The following is a 15,499-nucleotide window of genomic DNA, read 5'->3' as shown; positions in this document are numbered from 1 at the left end:
GCCCTTCGGCATGTCGTAAGACCCTCTAGCGGTGGGGCGGGGGCGGTGCGAAGCCCGAGGGGCCCCAGGGGGCGGCTCCGGGGTCGCCCGGCTGGCTGAGGAAGGCCTGGCGGGTCCAGTACATGAGGTTCATCAGTTCGGCCTGGCGGGAGGCGAAGAAGCCCTGGTCGATGACGCCGGCGTCCATCCGCTGGTGCAGCAGGACCAGTTCGGTCGCGGCCAGCTGGTAGTCGCTCATGGCGCGGGCGGAGAACCGGCCGCCGACGGTCCTGGCCCACCGGCGGGCGACCCGGCGCTGCGGCATCGTGGCCAGCATCTGGATGTCCTGCGGGGAGACCAGGCCCGTCCCCTGGTAGAGCGGGAGGTACTGGCCGATCTCGCGGACCAGCGCACGCCGCTCGTTGAAGATCAGGACGAGCAGGACGAGCAGGATCCCGAAGTCGATCAGGTAGACGACCAGCAGGCCCTTCACGCCGAAGGCCGTTGAGGCGTTCCACATCCCGTGCAGCAGCATGGCGCCGAGGAGCCCGAGGATCAGGGCGGCGGTCCGCCCGGTCCTGTGGTTGGCCGCATAGGCGACGCCCAGGCCCGTCATGGCGGTGAACAGCGGGTGCCCGAACGGGGAGATCAGCCCGCGCAGCACGAACACCGACTCCAGCGACTTCACTCCGCCGGGCCCGTCCAGGGCCTGCATGTAGTAGGAGATGTTCTCCATCATCGCGAAGCCGAGGGCGACCATCGCGGCGTAGACGATGCCGTCGGTGATGCCGTCGATCTCGTTGCGGCGGAACCACAGCAGCACGAACAGCACGGCGCCCTTGAGCGACTCCTCGATGATCGGGGCGCCGACGGCGGCGGTCCAGAAGCGCCCGTCGGTGTCGCCGAACAGCGGCATGGTCACGTAGCGGTAGCCGAGGGTGTTGAGGATCAGTGCGCCCAGGACGGCCACGCCCGCCCCCCACAGGAAGGCGAAGATCAGGTCCTTGGGCGGCTCGGGCTCCAGCCGGTCCAGCGCCAGGACGACCGCGACGAGCATGGGGACCGGCAGGATCGCCAGTCCGAGTCCGACCACGAAACCCGTCCCGCCGAACACCGCGTAGAGGCCGAGGGCGATCATCGCGCAGAGGCTCGAGACGACCATTCCGATGATCAGCATGACCGAGGGACGGCCCGGCGAGCGTCCGTCGAGGATCGCCTGCGGATCAAGGGTCGCCATGTCCGCGAGCGTAGTCGACCGGTACTCGCTGCGTTAGCCCGGGCCCGACAACAGGTGGGTGATCCGGTCAGAATTTCCGGCTGTGTCAGAACTTGAGGAGGGGGTCGATCGCCACGGCGGTGAACAGCAGCGCCAGGTAGGTGTTGGAGAGGTGGAAGAACCGCATCGGCCGCAGCAGCGCGCCGGTCAGGCCCCGGTTGACCCGGCCGAGCAGCCGGTGCCCCTCGAACAGGATGATCGCGCCGAGGACCACGGCGACGCCGCCGTAGACCGCGGTCAGCCCGGCCACCGGCCACAGCGCCAGCGAGCACAGGACGGTCGCCCAGGTGTAGACCAGGCTCTCGATCGCCACGCGCTTCTCCGTGGCGACCACCGGAAGCATGGGGACGCCCGCGATGGCGTAGTCCTCGCGGTAGCGCATGGCCAGGGTCCAGGTGTGCGGCGGCGTCCACAGGAACACCACGCCGAACAGCACGAACGGGGCCAGGGCCAGGGAACCGGTCACGGCGGCCCAGCCGATCAGGACGGGCATGCAGCCCGCGATGCCGCCCCAGACCACGTTCTGCTTCGTGCGGCGCTTGAGCAGCAGCGAGTAGACGAAGACGTAGTACAGGATCGCCGTGACGCTCAGCGCGGCGGCGAGGGCGTTGACCGTGGCCAGGAACCCGGCGGTGGAGATCACGCCCAGCGCCACGCCGAAGACCAGGGCGGCCGTCGGGCTCACCTGGTGGCGGGCCAGCGGGCGGCGGCGGGTCCTGCGCATCTTGGCGTCGATGTCGCGGTCGATGAAGCAGTTGACGGCGTTGGCGCTGCCGGCCGACATCGTGCCCCAGGCCAGCGTGAACAGCACCAGCCTCAGGCTGGGCAGCCCCTTGGCCGCCAGGAACATCACGGGTAGCGTGGTGATCAGCAGAAGTTCGATGACCCTCGGCTTGGTCAACGCCACGTAGGCGCGGATCTTCGCGCCGACGGAGACCGCAGGCCCGTCAAGGAGCACTTCGGCGGGGGTGTCCGGTCCGGACAAGCCTGCCTCGAGCTCGATTCCGGGCGTGCCACCGAGCCTGTTACTGAGCACCGTCACAACAGGGAAGCCTTCTGCATAGGGATCTGCGACCGCCCCGTGCGACCGCGCCATCACTGTAGTCCCGACCTGGGCAGGGTCCACCACCGGGTGCGGTGTTTCACCTCTCTTCTCCCCCATCCGCGTGGCTCGCGGCCAGGGTTAGCAGGGAAATGATCGGGCATGCCCCTGGTGTTCGGGGGGACATGGGAAGACCCAAGTGGTTTAGACCAATCCCTCCAGGCGCCATAATGAGTAGGCTCGTTCCTACTGATCAAAACCCTTGGAAGGACCTGAGCGTTCCGGTGACTACCAACGACTTCAACCTTGACTGGTCCGAGCTGGACTCCAAGGCCGTGGACACCGTCCGCGGCCTCGCGATGGACGCCGTCGAGAAGGTGGGCTCCGGGCACCCGGGCACGGCGATGAGCCTGGCTCCCGCCGCCTACCTGCTGTTCCAGAAGTTCCTCAGGCACGACCCGAGCGACTCCAACTGGGCCGGCCGCGACCGCTTCGTGCTCTCCTGCGGGCACTCCAGCCTGACCCTCTACATCCAGCTCTACCTCTCGGGCTACGGCCTGACCCTGGATGACATCAAGGCGCTGCGCACCTGGGACTCCCTCACCCCGGCCCACCCCGAACACGGCCACACCAACGGCGTCGAGACGACGACCGGCCCGCTGGGCCAGGGCTTCGCCAACGGTGTCGGCATGGCGATGGCGGCCCGCCGCGAGCGCGGCCTGTTCGACCCCGACGCCGCCGCCGGGAAGTCGCCCTTCGACCACACCATCTGGGTGTTCGCCTCCGACGGCGACCTCCAGGAGGGCATCAACCACGAGGCCGCCTCGATCGCGGGCCACCAGCGCCTGGGCAACCTCGTCGTCGTCTACGACGACAACAAGATCTCCATCGAGGACGACACGGCGATCGCGATGTCCGAGGACGTCCTCGCCCGGTACGAGGCCTACGGCTGGGACGTCCACCGGGTCGACTGGACCAAGACCGGCGAGTACGTCGAGGACGTCAAGGCCCTCGCCGCGGCCCTGTCGGCGGCCAAGTCCGAGACGAGCCGCCCCTCGATCATCTCGCTGCGGACCATCATCGGCTGGCCCGCGCCGAACAAGAAGAACACCGGCAAGATCCACGGCTCCGCCCTGGGCAAGGACGAGGTCGCCGCGACCAAGAAGGTCCTCGGCTTCGACCCCGAGATCGACTTCTTCGTCGCCGACGACGTGCTCGCCCACGCCCGCGAGGTCGTCCAGCGGGGCCGCGCCGACCACGCCGCCTGGACCGAGAAGTTCGACGCCTGGAAGGCCGCCAACGCCGACCGCGCCGCGGAGTTCGAGCGGATCAACGCCCGTCTCCTGCCCGCCGGCTGGACCGACAAGCTCCCCGAGTTCCCGGCCGGCAAGGACGTCGCCACCCGCGCCGCGTCCGGCGCGGTGCTCGCCGCCATCGGCCCGGTGCTGCCGGAGCTGTGGGGCGGCTCGGCCGACCTGGCCGAGTCCAACAACACCACGATCGAGGGCGAGCCCTCCTTCATCCCCGAAGAGTTCGCGACCAAGGCCTTCCCCGGCAACCGGTACGGCCGCACGCTGCACTTCGGCATCCGCGAGCACGCCATGGGCGCGATCCTCAACGGCATCGCCCTGCACGGCGGCACCCGTCCCTACGGCGGCACCTTCCTGGTGTTCTCCGACTACATGCGGCCCGCCGTCCGGCTCGCCGCGCTGATGAGGATCCCGTCCACCTTCGTGTGGACCCACGACTCCATCGGCCTGGGCGAGGACGGCCCGACGCACCAGCCGATCGAGCACCTGTGGGCGCTGCGCGCGATCCCCGGCCTCGACGTCGTGCGCCCGGCCGACGCCAACGAGACCGCGGTCGCGTGGCGCCGGATCCTGGAGAACAAGGACCGGCCCGCCGGTCTGGCGCTGACGCGGCAGAAGGTCCCGACCTTCGACCGGTCGGTGTTCGCCTCCGCGGAGGGCACCGCCAAGGGCGGCTACACCCTCGCCGACGCCTCCAACGGCCAGCCCGAAGTGATCCTCATCGCTACCGGCTCCGAAGTCGAGATCGCCGTCGCCGCGCGTGAAAGCCTGGAAGAGGCCGGAACGCCGACCCGGGTGGTGTCGATGCCGTGCGTCGAGTGGTTCGACGAGCAGGACGAGTCGTACAAGCAGCAGGTCCTGCCGCCGGCCGTGCGCGCCCGCGTGTCGATCGAGGCCGGGATCGGCCTGGGCTGGCGCGGCTACGTCGGCGACATCGGCGAGTCCGTCAGCATCGAGCACTTCGGCGCCTCGGCGGACTACAAGACCCTCTACCAGCAGTTCGGTCTCACGCCCGACCGGGTGGTGACCGCTGCCCGCGCCAGCCTGACCAAGGCAGGGCTCGCGGGCAAGGGCGAAACGACGGGAAACTAAGCATGTCTGACAACCTGAAGGCGCTCTCCGACGAGGGCGTGTCGATCTGGCTCGACGACGTCAGCCGGGAGCGGCTGCGCACGGGCAACCTGGAGCAGCTCGTCCGCGAGAAGAACGTCGTGGGCGTCACCTCCAATCCTTCGATCTTCGCGTCGGCCCTCAGCAAGGGCGACGCCTATGACGAGCAGCTCCACGAGTACGCCGTCCGCGGTGTGAGCGTGGACGAGGCGTCCCGGCTGATCCCGGCCTACGACATCCGCTGGGCCTGCGACGTCCTCAAGCCGGTCTTCGACCGGACCGACGGCGTCGACGGCCGGGTGTCGATCGAGGTCGACCCGCGCCTGGCCCGGAACACCGAGGCGACCACGGGCGAGGCCAAGGCCCTGTCCTGGCTCATCGACCGGCCGAACCTGCTCATCAAGATCCCCGCGACGGTCGAGGGCCTGCCCTCGATCACCGCGACCCTCGCCGAGGGCATCAGCGTCAACGTCACGCTGATCTTCTCGCTCGAGCGCTACGGCCAGGTCATCGACGCCTTCATGGCCGGTCTCGAGCAGGCCAGGGCCAACGGCCACGACCTGTCGAAGATCCACTCGGTGGCGTCCTTCTTCGTGTCCCGCGTGGACACCGAGATCGACAAGCGTCTCGAGAAGCTCGGCAAGCCGGAGCTCAAGGGGAAGGCGGGCGTCGCCAACGCCCAGCTCGCCTACGAGCTGTACGAGCAGAAGTTCGCCTCGGACCGCTGGAAGCCGCTCGCCGATGCCGGCGGCCGCGCCCAGCGCCCGCTGTGGGCCTCGACCGGCGTGAAGGACCCGTCCCTGCCGGACACCCTCTATGTCACCGAGCTCGTCGCCCCGAACACCGTCAACACGATGCCCGAGGCCACGCTCAACGCCACGGCCGACCACGGCCCGCTCCACGGCGACGCGATCAAGGGCACCTACCCGGCGGCGCACGCCTTCTTCGCCGAGCTCAAGGACGCGGGCGTCGACTACGACGACGTCGTCAAGGTGCTCGAGGACGAGGGCGTCGAGAAGTTCGAGGTCTCCTGGAACCAGCTTCTGGACATCCTGAAGAAGGCTCTGGAGGCCAAGGCGTGACTTCCGTGGTCACTGCCGCGGGTGTCTCGGTCACCACGCGCGGGGACGCCGTGGAGGAGACGGAGGCCGTTCTCGAACGGCTCGTCTCCGACGGCGTCCCCGGCGCGCTGACCAGCAAGAGCGCCCAGCTGTGGGGCCCGGACGCGCTGTCCGAGGCCTCGCGGCGGCTGGGCTGGCTTGACCTGGCCGAGACCTCGCGGAACCTGCTGGAGCCGCTCCAGCAGCTCGCCGCGGAGTACAAGGCCGAGGGGCTCGACCACATCGTGCTCGCGGGCATGGGCGGCTCCTCGCTCGCGCCCGAGGTGATCACCAGGACGGCCGGGGCCGAGCTGACGATCCTCGACACGACCGATCCGCACCAGATCGGCCGGGCCGTCGCCGACCGGATCGAGCGGACCGTGGTGGTCGTCGCCTCCAAGTCCGGCGGCACGATCGAGACCGACTGCCACCGCCGCGCCTACGAGCAGGCCTTCCGCGAGGCCGGGATCACCGGCGACGCGCTGAAGCACCGCTTCGTGGTCGTGACCGACCCGGGCTCCCCGCTGGAGGCCTCGGCCCGCCAGGCGGGGTACCACGTCGTGCTCGCCGACCCCGATGTCGGCGGGCGCTACTCGGCGCTCACCGCGTTCGGCCTCGTGCCGTCCGCGCTGGCCGGGGTCGACGTGGCCGCTCTGCTCGACGACGCCGCGGCGCTGGCGCCCTCGCTCCGCCAGCCCTACGACAACCCCGGTCTCGCGCTCGGCGCGGCGCTGGGGTCGGCCGCGGTCGGCGGGCGCGACAAGCTCCTGATCGCCGACAACGGCTCGGGCATCGTCGGTTTCGGCGACTGGGCCGAGCAGCTCATCGCCGAGTCCACCGGCAAGGAGGGCAAGGGCATCCTGCCGGTCGTCGTCGAGAGCGTCGCGGCTCCGGGCTTCGCGCCCGCGCCCGACGTGCGCGGTGTCGTCCTCGGCGAGTTCGACACCGCCGCCCTGCGGGTCAAGGGCCCGCTCGGCGCGCAGTTCCTGCTGTGGGAGTACGCCACCGCCGTCGCGGGACGGGTCATCGGGATCAACCCGTTCGACCAGCCCGACGTGCAGGAGGCCAAGGACCTCGCGAACGAGATGCTGCGCTCCGAGGACGGCCGTCCGCCGGTCATCGTGGCGGGCGAGCCCGATCTGGTCGACGGCGCGGTCGAGGTCCACGCGGGCGGCGCGGTCAAGGCCGACAACCTCGCCGACGCGCTCGACGAGCTGATCGCCCTGGTGCCCGACCGCGGCTACCTGGCGGTCATGGCCTATCTCGACCGGACGGGCTCCGACGCTCCCGCCGCCGAGCTGCGCGCCCTGATCACCGAGCGTTCGGCCGGCGTCCGCCGGCAGGGCGCGGCGCCGGTGACCTTCGGCTGGGGGCCGCGGTTCCTGCACTCGACCGGCCAGTTCCACAAGGGCGGTCCGCAGAACGGCGTGTTCCTTCAGCTCACGGGCGAGGTCGAGAAGGACCTGCCGGTCCCGGGCAAGCCGTTCACGTTCGGGACGCTCCAGCTGGCCCAGGCCTTCGGCGACCTGCGGGCCCTGCGCTCGCGCGGCCGTCCGGCGGTCAGGCTCCACCTGCGCGACCGTGCCACAGGCGTCCAGCAGCTCCTGGACGCCCTGAGGTGAGCACCTAGCGGAAAGTCCGGATTCTGCCAAGAGTCCCAAAACTTTCACATCAACGAAGTACGTCCGAGCCGTTCGTCTGCTACTCACGAGGGAGCAGGGGAACGGCCCCGGAAGGCCACCAGTCAGCCGGTCGACCCCCTCCAAGACCGCGCTCGCACGAAAGGGAACGGGCATGCCATCGCCCGCTGAACTGATCGGCATCGACGGGAATCCGCTGAGGGATCCCCGCGACAAGAGACTGCCGCGCGTCGCCGGGCCCAGCGTTCTGGTCCTGTTCGGCGTGACGGGCGACCTGTCGCGCAAGAAGCTGCTGCCCGCCATCTACGACCTGGCCAACCGCGGCCTGCTGCCGCCGGGCTTCTCGCTCGTCGGGTTCGCCCGCCGCGACTGGGAGAACCAGGACTTCCGGCAGGTCGCCTACGAGGCGGTCAAGCAGCACGCCAGGACCCCGTTCCGGGAGGAGGTCTGGAACCACCTCTCCGAGGGCATGCACTTCGTGCCCGGCGAGTTCAACGATCCCGGCGCCTTCGACGCCCTCGCGATGGCCGTCAAGGAGCTCGACGAGACCAGGGGGACGGGCGGGAACTACGCCTTCTACCTGTCGATCCCGCCGAAGTTCTTCGACGTCGTCGTGGAGCAGCTGCAGCGCAGCGGCCTCGCGGAACGTACCAACGACTCCTGGCGCCGCGTCGTCATCGAGAAGCCGTTCGGCCACGACCTGAAGAGCGCCCAGGAGCTCAACAACGTCGTGCACCGGGTCTTCCCCGAGGAGTCGATCTTCCGGATCGACCACTACCTCGGCAAGGAGACCGTCCAGAACATCCTGGCGCTGCGCTTCGCCAACACGATGTACGAGCCGATCTGGAACCGGTCCTACGTCGACCACGTGCAGATCACGATGGCCGAGGACATCGGCATCGGCGGCCGCGCCGGGTACTACGACGGCATCGGCGCCGCCCGCGACGTCATCCAGAACCACCTGCTCCAGCTGCTCGCGCTGACCGCGATGGAGGAGCCGGTCGACTTCAGCGCCGAGTCCGTCCGGGCCGAGAAGGCCAAGATCCTCTCCTCGGTGCGGGTGCCGTCCGACCTGTCGCTCGCCAGCGCCCGCGGCCAGTACGCCGCCGGATGGCAGGGCGGGGTCAAGGTCCAGGGCTATCTGGACGAGGACGGGATCTCCCCGGACTCGACCACGGAGACCTACGCCGCGATCAAGCTGGAGATCGACAACCGCCGGTGGGCGGGCGTCCCGTGGTACCTGCGGACCGGCAAGCGCCTGTCGCGCCGCGCCACCGAGGTCGCGATGATCTTCCAGCGGGCACCGCACCTGCCGTTCGAGGCGACCGCCACCGAGGAGCTCGGGCAGAACGCCCTGGTCTTCCGGGTGCAGCCCGACGAGGGCATCACCGTCCGGTTCGGCTCCAAGGTGCCGGGCCCCTCGATGGAGGTCAGGGACGTGAACATGGACTTCGCCTACGGCGAGTCCTTCACCGAGTCCTCGCCGGAGGCCTACGAGCGTCTCATCCTCGACGTGCTCATCGGCGACCCGCCGCTGTTCCCACGTCAGGAGGAGGTCGAGCTGTCCTGGAAGATCCTCGACCCGATCGAGGAGTACTGGGCCACCATCGGGCAGCCCGACCAGTACAAGTCGGGCGGCTACGGACCCAAGTCGTCGGACCGGATGATGAAGCGCGACGGCCGCGCCTGGCGGAGGATCTGAGATGAACATCGATCTCACCGACACGACCACCCGCCGGATCCAGGACGCCCTGACCCAGGCCAGGCACCAGATGGGCGGCCCGGCCGTCGGGATGGTGCTGACGCTCGTCATCGTGACCGACGAGTCGGCGCAGTACGACTCGCTCCGCGCCGCCACCGAGGCCGCGCGCGAGCACCCCTGCCGTGTGCTGACCGTGATCTCGCGGGACGCCCGCGGCAACTCCTCGCGGCTCGACGCCGAGATCCGGATCGGCGAGACCGGCCCGGGCGAGACGGTCCTGCTGCGCATGTACGGCCCGCTGGCCGAGCACGCCGACTCGGTCGTGCTCCCGCTGCTGGTGCCGGACGCTCCGGTCGTCACGTGGTGGCCGGGACAGGCGCCCGTGGACCCCTCGGAGGACGGCCTGGGCGCCCTGGCGGCCCGCCGGATCACCGACTCCTACGCGGGTCTCGACCGGCTCGGCACCCTCGCCCAGCTCGGCCGCGCCTACCAGCCGGGCGACACCGACTTCTCCTGGTCACGGCTCACCCCGTGGCGGACGCTGCTGGCGGCCGCCCTCGACCAGAAGACCTCGGCGATCAGCAACGGCGCCGTCCTGGCCGAGCCGGACAGCCCCAGCGCGGAGCTGCTCGCGGCGTGGCTGTCGGTGCGGCTGGGCGTCCCCGTCGTCCGGGACACCTCGGAGGGCCCGGGGATCACGGCCGTCCGGCTGACCACCGCCGACGGCGACCTCGCGATCACCCGTCCGGACGGGCGGGTGGCGACCCTGTCGCGGCCGGGCCAGCCCGACCGGCAGGTCGCGCTGATGCGCCGGCCGATGGCGGAGCTGCTGGCCGAGGAGCTGCGGCGCCTCGACCCCGACGACGTCTACGAGGACGCGGTCAAGCGGTTCGAGAAGGACCAGGCCGCCCTCCAGGCGCGGCCCGAACCCGTGCTCGAGCCCGAACCGGCTCCCGAGCCCGTCGCGGAGCCCGCTCCGGCGGCGACGCCGAAGCCGCGGGCGACCCGCAAGAAGGCGGGTGAGGCATGACCGGCCGCACCGTGCTGGTCCATCCGGACGCCGACGCGCTGGCGCACGCCGTCGCGGCCCGGCTGATCACCCGGATCGCCGACGCGCAGGCCGAGCGGGGCGGCGCCTCGGTCGTCCTCACCGGCGGGACGGTCGGCATCGCGGTCCTGGCGGCCGTGGCGGCCTCCCCTGCCCGCACGGCCGTGGACTGGGCCGCCGTGGAGTTCTGGTGGGGCGACGAGCGCTTCCTGCCGGAGGGCGACCCCGAGCGGAACGAGACCGGCGCGCGTTCGGCGCTGCTGGATCATGTCCCGGTCGATCCGGCGCGGGTCCACGTGATGCGCGGTCCCGACGGGCCCGACGGCGACGACGTCGAGGCGGCCGCGGCGCGGTACGCCGGCGAGCTGCGGGACGCCGCGGGCGAGGGCGAGGTGCCCGCGTTCGACGTGATGCTGCTCGGCATGGGCCCCGACGCCCACATCAACTCGCTGTTCCCCGGCCTGCCCGCGGTGCACGAGGAGAAGCTGACGGTCGTCGCGGTCCACGGTTCGCCGAAGCCCCCGCCGACCCGGATCTCCCTCACCGTCCCGGCCGTCCGTTCCGCCCGCGAGGTCTGGGTGGTCGCGGCGGGCGAGGGCAAGGCCGAGGCGGTACGGCTCGGGATCACCGGCGCCCCCGCCGCCGAGGCCCCCGTCGCCACGGCCCTCGGACGCGAGCGGACGCTGTTCCTGCTCGACCGCCCGGCGGCCTCCCGCCTGTAGGACTTCCGGCTGTAGGACTTCCGGCTGGAGGATTCCGCCGCGCACGGCCCTCGACCCTTCCGGGACGGGGGCCGTTCGCCGTGTGCCCGCGGCGCCGCCGGGTTACGCGTTCTCGATGAAGAACTCGCGGCCGTTGCCGTAGCCGCGGACGGGGTGGCCGAGGACGTCGGAGACACCACTGGTGACGGCCTGGAACATGCGGACGAGGTCGGGGGTGTCGGCGCTGATCCGGAAGCGCCTGCCGGCCCGGACCGTCTCGCTGACCATGGGGATCATCTCGCGGACGAAGCGGGCTTCCTCTTCGGGGGTGAGCTTCATGCGGGCTTCCTCAGAACGGTGATCAGGCGCCAGGCCTCGGGCGCGGACGGGGGCAGGTCGCCGAAGTCACCGTACTGGGCGACGATCTCCAGCGTCCCGGACAGCCGGACGGCCGCCTCCAGCTCGGTCGCGGTCCAGAAGCGGTAGGGGACGACGCCCTCAACGACACGGGTGCGGGCGGGGCCGCCGGGCCTCTCCGAGGGCTCGGTGACAGTGATCACGACCTGGTCGTCGACGATCTGGGTGAGGGGGTCGAGGGCGTCGTCCAGGGAGCCCCAGCGGACGTCGGCGCGCAGGCCGTCCTTCTCGACCGTCCATGTGGTGCCGGTGGAGGGCTCGGTGCCGAAGCGGTCCTTGGGGTGGCTCATCTCGAGGATGTAGACGGCGCCCGCGGCGAGGTGGGCGGCGGCCCGCTGGAAGTGGGCGACCATCGGGTCGAGGCCGTGCAGATGGGCGGTGGAGTCGAGCATGGTGACGATCAGGTCGAAGCGGGTGCCGAGCCGGAAGGTCGTCATGTCGGCCTGGACCACGGCCAGGTCGGGGCCCATCGTCTTGGCGTAGGCGCACATGGCCGGGCTGAGGTCGAGGGCGGTCGCGGCGATCCCGCGCCGGGCGAACTCGCGGGCGTGCTCGGCGGGCCCGGCGGCCAGCTCCAGGACGGTGCCCGGCTCCCTGCCGTACTCCCGCGACCAGGCGATCAGCCGGTCGACCTCCTCGGGGACCTCCCTGAAGCCGCAGGACAGCTCGTAGGCGGCGGGGTCGTCGTAGATGTCCACGACCCCATCCCATCACGCGGCCAGAGCGACCCTGCCCAGGCTGATGGTGATCTCCAGGACGGCAGGATCGTCCCCGCGGGAGGTGGTGCCGCCGAGCCCGGTGAACAGCCGGCGCATCCGCACGTTGTCGCTCAGGACCGACGCCGTGAGCTCGGTCAGCCCCTCGGCCCCGGCCAGGTCGATCAGGCATCCGGCGAGCTCGCGGCCGAGGCCCCGGCCCTGCCAGGCGTCCTCGACCAGGAAGGCCAGCTCCGCCGCGCCCGGCACGGTGTACATCAGATGAGCCATGGCGATCACCGCGCCGTCGAGGTCCTCGACGACGACCGTGTAGCCGCGGGAACGTTCCAGGAAATGGTCGAAGAGACGGGGCGCGAGATCCGGCGCGGCACTGAAATAGCGCATCCGGCGGCTGTCCGCGGAGCAGCGGGCGTGCATCGCGGTCACCGCCTCCCGGTCGTGCGGCCCCAGTGGGCGAAGTGTCATGACATCCCCGATTCGCATGACGGCTACGGTTCCTGAAGGTTGTTTCGTAACAGTGAGCGGTCGGTTTCGGGGAGGCGACACGCAGAGTGACATGCGTCATGACTACGGATTCCGTTGGCAAATGGTGTTATATATGCGCATGTCCTTTGTGAATGGCTCGGTGTCCTACTGGTTCCGCGAGATCGGCCTGCCCGAGCCGGGCGCCCCGCTGCCGGGCTCGCTCCAGGCGGACGTCTGCCTGATCGGGGCCGGGTACACGGGGCTGTGGACGGCCTACTACCTGAAGAAGGCCCAGCCGGATCTGCGGATCGTGGTGCTGGAGAAGGAGTTCGCCGGGTTCGGGGCCTCGGGACGCAACGGCGGCTGGGTGGTCGGTGAGCTCGCCGGCTCCCACCATCTGTACGCGAAGAGGCACGGCGTCGAGGCCGCCGTCCGGATGCAGAAGGAGATGTTCGCGACCGTCGCGGAGGTCGTGCGGGAGAGCGCCGCGGCCGGGTTCGAGGCCGACCTCGTCCAGGACGGCCTGCTGACGGTCGCCCGCAACCCGGCCCAGCTCCGCCGGCTGCGCGAGAGCGTCGAGGCCGAGCGGGCGTGGGGCTGGGACGAGGAGGACCTCCGGCTGATCTCCCCCCGGGACCGGATCGATGTCGAGGGGGCGATCGGCGCGTCCTGGACGCCGCACTGCGCCCGGGTCCAGCCGGCGAAGCTGGCCCGCGGGCTGGCCGGTGCCGTCCGGGCGATGGGTGTCGAGATCTACGAGGGGACGCCCGTCACCGACCTCCGGCCGCGCACGCCGGCCTCGGAGCCGATGGCCGTCACCCCGTACGGCGTGGTCTCGGCCGACTACGTCATCCGCTGCACCGAGGGGTTCACGGCGGCGTTCACGGCGACCCACCGCGACTGGCTCCCGATGAACAGCTCGATGATCGTCACCGAGCCGCTGCCCGACGCGGTCTGGGCGGAGATCGGCTGGCGCGGCTCCGAGCTGCTGGGCGACATGGCCCACTACTACATGTACGCCCAGCGCACCGCCGACGGCCGCATCGCCTTCGGCGGCCGGGGCAAGCCCTACCGGTTCGGCTCGAAGATCGACGACGGGGGGCGCACGCAGGACCGGACCGTCCAGGCCCTCCGCTCGGCGCTCAGGGGAATGTTCCCGGCGGCCGCGGACGTCCCGGTCGCCCACGCCTGGTCGGGCGTCCTGGGCGTGCCCCGCGACTGGTGCTCCACGGCGACCGTGGACCATGTCACCGGCCTGGGCCACGCGGGCGGCTACACCGGCCACGGCGTCGCCGCCACCAACCTCGCCGGCCGCACCCTCCGCGACCTCGTCCTCCGCCACGACACCGATCTGACGACCCTCCCCTGGGTCGGCTGGACCGTCCGCCAATGGGAACCCGAACCCCTCCGCTGGCTCGGCGTCCACCTCATGTACTCCCTCTACCGCCACGCCGACACCCGCGAACACCACCACCCCCGCACCTCGAAACTCGCCACCCTCGCCGACAGACTCTCCGGCCGCTGACAAGCCGTCGGCTACCGCGCGTCGGGATGCCGCAGGCAGGGCGACGAGATCGTCACTCCGATGCGCGGGCTCCCCGGGACGGAGGTGATGGCCTCGAAGGTGGCCGTGTAGCCGTCCTGTGGTGCCGCGAGCCTCAGCGACGAACCCGCATGCTCTTCGACGACCCTCCAGCCCGATCCCGTCAGCGCGTCTCGGACTCGCACCAGCCCCGGCGCGATCCGCAGGAGCGAGGGCAGCACGACGTACGTGTCGATGGCCTCGGAGTAAGGGCTGTGGTCCACCCACCAGGAGTCCAGGCCCGCGTTGCGCCCCGGGACTTGTTTGACCGAGGCTCCGTCGCCGCAGGGGCTCGGCCGGACGTTCTCGTTCTTGAACCTGAGCCCGGCCCCCAGACCGAGAAGCACGTCGCTGCCGAACCGGCTCAGAAGGGTCGCGACGTCCTTCGGGTAGGCGAGGGGCAGATCCCTGTTCGTCGTCACCGCGGGCCTTTCTTCCTCACTCGAGCAAGCCGTCAGCGCTGTCAGCAGCGCGGCGGCGACCAGGGACCTCATGCGGACCTTCATCGCGGCTCCGTCAGTTCTTGAAGTACTTCAGGCGAGGCAGAATCTCTGGATCATTGGTCTCGTCGGCGTCAGCGTAGGTCTGCGTGAGCACTCTCGCCTGGTTGTCGAGGCTCTTCGTGTCAGGGTTCCAGTAGTCGCTGTGTCCGTGGGTGTCCGTGCTGAGGATCCTGCCGCCGAACTCGGGATCAGAGGGAACGCGCTTCGACCCCCCGAGCCACGACTCCGCCAGAGAACGGCCGTGTCCAGGACGGCCCAGTTCGGGTACGGGGTCTCCGTTCGCCGCCTGCGCCCAGACATGATCGGAGCCGATGCCCAGGTCGCCCGCACGCGCCACGTGCATGCCGGGACTGCCTGCTACGACGATGTCATCGACGTGGAGGCCACCGCCCTTGGCGGCCTCTCCCACGACGACGCTCCCGTAGCTGTGGCCGAAGGCGGCCAGGCTTCCCTGCCCCGCTCCGTGCGCCACCCGCAGGCCGTCGACGAAGCCCCGCAACCTGGGAGCCCCCTCCTCGGCGTAGAAGTTCCTGGGTGCGTCCGCGACGATCGCGTCCGGTGCGTCGTAACCGATCCACACGATGGTCGAGACCGGCCCTGCCGAATGCCTCCCTGCGCGAGTCCAGAGGTTGACGACTCGCTCGATGTCGCCGCCGACCTTGTCCAGCTCGGCGGTCGTCCCGGGGACGTAGACCCCGGTGTGCTCAGCCTTGTCAGGGTCGCCGATGGCGAGCACCACCCGTCCGTCCGGGCCTGCGGTGCCGTCCACGAGCACCTTCGGAAGGTGCCCGCCGAACAGCGGCTTCTTCTCGTAGCCGTCCCAGGGACCGCTTCCTGTGGAGTCGAGGCCCAGGAGGAAGACCTTCTCTCCTGTGTCGCTCTCGACCGACCTGATCTGGTCGCGCAGC

14 protein-coding genes are annotated in these 15,499 nt (G+C 70.6%); 7 read left to right on the top strand and 7 right to left on the bottom strand.

Features of this window, described 5'->3' with window-relative positions; all coding sequences use genetic code 11:
- Positions 1-25: 25 nt before the first annotated feature.
- Together ABD785_RS31645 and ABD785_RS31640 are read right to left on the bottom strand one after the other, a co-directional pair.
- Positions 26-1,216, bottom strand: coding sequence for a PrsW family intramembrane metalloprotease (locus ABD785_RS31645; protein WP_344835641.1), 1,191 nt, complete (start codon positions 1,214-1,216; stop codon positions 26-28).
- Between the two features lie 85 nt (positions 1,217-1,301).
- Positions 1,302-2,213 (bottom strand): heme o synthase, encoded by a 912-nt coding sequence (locus tag ABD785_RS31640; RefSeq protein ID WP_344835639.1) that lies wholly within the window; start codon positions 2,211-2,213, stop codon positions 1,302-1,304.
- 443 nt (positions 2,214-2,656) lie between these two features.
- Between ABD785_RS31640 and tkt the strand changes: the two genes are divergently transcribed.
- The 6 genes from tkt (at position 2,657) to pgl (ending at position 10,929) form a co-directional block, all read left to right on the top strand.
- The gene (gene tkt, locus ABD785_RS31635; protein ID WP_425547843.1) at positions 2,657-4,699 is read left to right on the top strand and encodes a transketolase; all 2,043 of its coding nucleotides are present in this window, start codon (positions 2,657-2,659) and stop codon (positions 4,697-4,699) included.
- A 2-nt stretch (positions 4,700-4,701) separates the two neighbouring features.
- Positions 4,702-5,799 carry a transaldolase gene (gene tal / locus ABD785_RS31630; protein WP_344835636.1) on the top strand — a complete coding sequence of 366 codons (1,098 nt, stop codon included), beginning with the start codon at positions 4,702-4,704 and terminating at the stop codon, positions 5,797-5,799.
- Entirely contained in the window at positions 5,796-7,439 is a 1,644-nt protein-coding gene (locus ABD785_RS31625; RefSeq protein ID WP_344835634.1) for a glucose-6-phosphate isomerase, read from the top strand. The genes tal and ABD785_RS31625 overlap by 4 nt, the downstream gene beginning before the upstream one ends.
- A 172-nt stretch (positions 7,440-7,611) precedes the next feature.
- Positions 7,612-9,159: a glucose-6-phosphate dehydrogenase gene (zwf, locus tag ABD785_RS31620; RefSeq protein WP_344835633.1), complete on the top strand. Its 1,548-nt coding sequence runs from the start codon at positions 7,612-7,614 to the stop codon at positions 9,157-9,159.
- Between the two features lies 1 nt (position 9,160).
- Positions 9,161-10,189: a glucose-6-phosphate dehydrogenase assembly protein OpcA gene (locus tag ABD785_RS31615; RefSeq protein WP_344835632.1), complete on the top strand. Its 1,029-nt coding sequence runs from the start codon at positions 9,161-9,163 to the stop codon at positions 10,187-10,189.
- Positions 10,186-10,929: a 6-phosphogluconolactonase gene (pgl, locus tag ABD785_RS31610; protein WP_344835630.1), complete on the top strand. Its 744-nt coding sequence runs from the start codon at positions 10,186-10,188 to the stop codon at positions 10,927-10,929. The genes ABD785_RS31615 and pgl overlap by 4 nt, the downstream gene beginning before the upstream one ends.
- A gap of 102 nt (positions 10,930-11,031) precedes the next feature.
- Here pgl and ABD785_RS31605 read toward each other — a convergent pair whose 3' ends face one another.
- The 3 genes from ABD785_RS31605 to ABD785_RS31595 are packed head-to-tail and all read right to left on the bottom strand — an operon-like array spanning position 11,032 to position 12,506.
- A complete protein-coding gene (locus ABD785_RS31605; protein ID WP_344835628.1) occupies positions 11,032-11,247 on the bottom strand; it encodes a hypothetical protein in 216 nt (71 codons plus the stop codon).
- On the bottom strand, positions 11,244-12,023 hold the full coding sequence (locus tag ABD785_RS31600; protein ID WP_344835626.1) for a class I SAM-dependent methyltransferase: 780 nt from the start codon (positions 12,021-12,023) through the stop codon (positions 11,244-11,246). Before ABD785_RS31600 ends, ABD785_RS31605 begins: the two co-directional genes overlap by 4 nt.
- Positions 12,024-12,035: 12 nt before the next feature.
- Positions 12,036-12,506, bottom strand: a complete 471-nt coding sequence (locus ABD785_RS31595) for a GNAT family N-acetyltransferase (RefSeq protein ID WP_344835624.1) — start codon at positions 12,504-12,506, stop codon at positions 12,036-12,038.
- A gap of 133 nt (positions 12,507-12,639) precedes the next feature.
- Here ABD785_RS31595 and ABD785_RS31590 point away from each other — a divergent pair, with 133 nt between their 5' ends.
- Positions 12,640-14,031, top strand: coding sequence for an NAD(P)/FAD-dependent oxidoreductase (locus ABD785_RS31590; protein WP_344835623.1), 1,392 nt, complete (start codon positions 12,640-12,642; stop codon positions 14,029-14,031).
- A gap of 11 nt (positions 14,032-14,042) precedes the next feature.
- Here ABD785_RS31590 and ABD785_RS31585 read toward each other — a convergent pair whose 3' ends face one another.
- Together ABD785_RS31585 and ABD785_RS31580 are read right to left on the bottom strand one after the other, a co-directional pair.
- Positions 14,043-14,594 (bottom strand): hypothetical protein, encoded by a 552-nt coding sequence (locus tag ABD785_RS31585; RefSeq protein WP_344835621.1) that lies wholly within the window; start codon positions 14,592-14,594, stop codon positions 14,043-14,045.
- Between the two features lie 10 nt (positions 14,595-14,604).
- On the bottom strand, positions 14,605-15,366 hold the full coding sequence (locus ABD785_RS31580; RefSeq protein WP_344835619.1) for an alpha/beta hydrolase: 762 nt from the start codon (positions 15,364-15,366) through the stop codon (positions 14,605-14,607).
- Between the last annotated feature and the right edge of the window lie 133 nt (positions 15,367-15,499).

This window comes from Actinocorallia longicatena, from assembly GCF_039534125.1.
Classification (GTDB): Bacteria; Actinomycetota; Actinomycetes; order Streptosporangiales; family Streptosporangiaceae; genus Actinocorallia; species Actinocorallia longicatena.
The sequence above is the reverse complement of the archived record's forward strand: the minus strand, read 5'-3'. Positions and strand labels throughout refer to the sequence as shown.

Bases quoted from the DNA above. Each gene is read 5' to 3' on its own strand.
- ABD785_RS31645 (WP_344835641.1), bottom strand. From the start codon at position 1,216: ATGGCGACCCTTGATCCGCAGGCGATCCTCGACGGACGCTCGCCGGGC.
- tkt (WP_425547843.1), top strand. From the start codon at position 2,657: ATGGACGCCGTCGAGAAGGTGGGCTCCGGGCACCCGGGCACGGCGATG.
- tal (WP_344835636.1), top strand. From the start codon at position 4,702: ATGTCTGACAACCTGAAGGCGCTCTCCGACGAGGGCGTGTCGATCTGG.
- zwf (WP_344835633.1), top strand. From the start codon at position 7,612: ATGCCATCGCCCGCTGAACTGATCGGCATCGACGGGAATCCGCTGAGG.
- ABD785_RS31615 (WP_344835632.1), top strand. From the start codon at position 9,161: ATGAACATCGATCTCACCGACACGACCACCCGCCGGATCCAGGACGCC.
- pgl (WP_344835630.1), top strand. From the start codon at position 10,186: ATGACCGGCCGCACCGTGCTGGTCCATCCGGACGCCGACGCGCTGGCG.
- ABD785_RS31605 (WP_344835628.1), bottom strand. From the start codon at position 11,247: ATGAAGCTCACCCCCGAAGAGGAAGCCCGCTTCGTCCGCGAGATGATC.
- ABD785_RS31595 (WP_344835624.1), bottom strand. From the start codon at position 12,506: ATGACACTTCGCCCACTGGGGCCGCACGACCGGGAGGCGGTGACCGCG.
- ABD785_RS31590 (WP_344835623.1), top strand. From the start codon at position 12,640: ATGCGCATGTCCTTTGTGAATGGCTCGGTGTCCTACTGGTTCCGCGAG.
- ABD785_RS31585 (WP_344835621.1), bottom strand. From the start codon at position 14,594: ATGAAGGTCCGCATGAGGTCCCTGGTCGCCGCCGCGCTGCTGACAGCG.